Source organism: Melaminivora alkalimesophila (assembly GCF_000282995.1).
Taxonomy (GTDB): domain Bacteria; phylum Pseudomonadota; class Gammaproteobacteria; order Burkholderiales; family Burkholderiaceae_C; genus Melaminivora; species Melaminivora alkalimesophila.
In genome coordinates this window covers 1-2,120 of record NZ_ALEE01000802.1, presented here as the reverse complement: position 1 = coordinate 2,120, position 2,120 = coordinate 1, and the positions used below count along the sequence as shown (strand labels likewise).

Genomic DNA, 2,120 nt, shown 5'->3' with positions numbered 1-2,120 from the left:
GGCGCGCCGGTGCGATGCGGGGGGCGGGAGACGCGGACGCCCCTGCAGACCCGAACGCAGGCGTGGACTGCCTCCCTGGCACGGCCAGCCGCGCCGCCGGGGCGGGCGCCGCAGGGGCGGTCCGCACGGCCGCCGCCATCGGGACACGCGCCCCAGACGCCGCGCCCGGGGCGGCGGCCGCCCCCTCCACCTGAAACATCGCGACCACCTGCGACAGGTGCGCCGCCTGGTCGCGCAGGCTCTGCGCCGCTGCGGCGCTCTGCTCTACCAGCGCCGCGTTCTGCTGCGTCATCTGGTCGAGCTGGCCCACGGCCTGGTTGACCTCGCCGACCCCGGCGCTCTGCTCCGCCGCCGCCGCCGTCACTTCGCCGATCATGTCCGCCACGCGCTGCACGCTGGTGACGATCTCCTGCATGGTGCCGCCTGCCTGCTGCACCAGCCGCGAGCCATCCTCCACCCGGCCGACCGAGCCGCTGATCAGCTGGTTGATCTCGCGCGCCGCCTCCGCCGAGCGCCCAGCCAGCGCCCGCACCTCGCCGGCCACCACGGCAAAGCCCCGGCCCTGCTCGCCGGCGCGTGCGGCCTCCACGGCCGCATTCAGCGCCAGGATGTTGGTCTGGAAGGCGATCGAGTCGATCACCTGGATGATGTCGGCGATGCGGCGGCTGCTGTCCTGGATGTCGTTCATCGCCGTCACCACATCCGCCACCACGGCGCCCCCGCGCTGCGCCACATCGCGCGCGTTGCCCGCCAGCTGGCTCGCCTGCGAGGCGCTTGCGGCACTCTGCGCGAGGGTGCTGGCGAACTCCTCCATGGCGGCCGCCGTCTCCTGCAGGCTGCTGGAGGTGCTCTCCGTGCGTGCCGACAGATCCTGGTTGCCTGCGGCGATCTCGGCGCTCGCCACGGCGATGCTGTCGGTGCTCTGGCGCACCTGCTGCACCGTGCGCGCCAGGGCGGCGCGCATCGCCTCCAGCGAGGCCAGCAATTCGCCAAACTCGTCGCGGCGCGCGGCGCCGGCGTCGCCCTGTGCGCGCAGGTCGCCCCCGGCAATGCGCGCCGCGACGGCGTTCGCCTGGGCGAGCGGGCGCTGGATGCTGCGGATCAGGAAATGCGCCCCGACGACGATCCCGAGCACCAGCAGCGCCACCACCACGCCCGCCAGCTTCACCGTCATCATGCGCTGCTCGGCCATTTCCCGGTGGCGCTGGCTGGCGTCCTGCTCGAACAGCTCGACCAGCTTGCGCAGGGCGCCCACATAGGCCGCCACGGCGGGCGTGAGCCGTTCGCGCGCCATGCGTGCGGCGCCGTCGTAGTCGCTCTCGTCGCGCAGCTTGCGCGCCTGCGTGCGCAGCTCCACCATGGCGCTGCGGGCCTCGGCGACGCGGTTCATCTGCGCGCGCTCGGCGTCGGACAGGGCCATGGCCTCGAGGTCTCTTTGCATCTCCGAGATGCGCTGGCTGGTCGCCGCCAGGTCGTCCTGGAAAACCTGCTCGACCGCCTGCTCGCTGCTGAGCACCAGCGCCAGGGTGCGCGCGGCGTTCAGCTCGGTCAGGGCCAGCCAGCGGCCCGCGAGTTGCTGGCGCTGGGCGATCTCTGCAGTGGTGGCGTCGAACACCGCCTGGGTGCTGGCCGAGCGGTAGGCCGAGCCGCCCACCACCGCGGCCAACGCCAGCACGATGACCAGCACCGACATCCAGAGCTTGTGGGACAGGCGCATGCCCTTCATGGAAAACGCTCCTTGCGTGGAAAAACCAAGTGAACCGCGCGAAATGCTAACAAAAGCAACAAGGCGCCCGGGCGACCCGCGCACCTCACTCCACGCGCCGCAGGCGTTCCACCTTGAACCCCAGATCCGCCGCCTTGCCCCTGCGGCCGCGGGCGGCGCGGGCATGGTTGAGCGAGCGGATCTCCAGCTGCTCCTCGCGCGCCCGGCCGCCGCGGCCCGTGCCCTCGAAACGCACGCTGCGCGTGTACGCCGCCGCCCCGGCCAGCTGATCGCCGCCTTCCAGATCGATCAGCATCAACCCGCGCCCGCCCTTCTCCATGAAGCGCATCTCGCCGATCTCGAAGGTCAGGATGCGCCCGCCCACCGAGGCACAGCACACGTGCGTGGCGGGCGC

At 72.6% G+C, this 2,120-nt stretch carries 1 protein-coding gene and 1 pseudogene; both read right to left on the bottom strand.

Translation table 11 applies throughout. From position 1 onward, the window contains the following. Positions 1-1,726, bottom strand: a 1,726-nt coding sequence (locus tag A612_RS15480) for a methyl-accepting chemotaxis protein (protein ID WP_019375346.1), incomplete at its 3' end; no start/stop codon positions are given. Positions 1,727-1,811: 85 nt separating this feature from the next. Further along, positions 1,812-2,120: pseudogene (locus A612_RS15475) on the bottom strand (DNA topoisomerase IV subunit A); the annotation flags it as partial.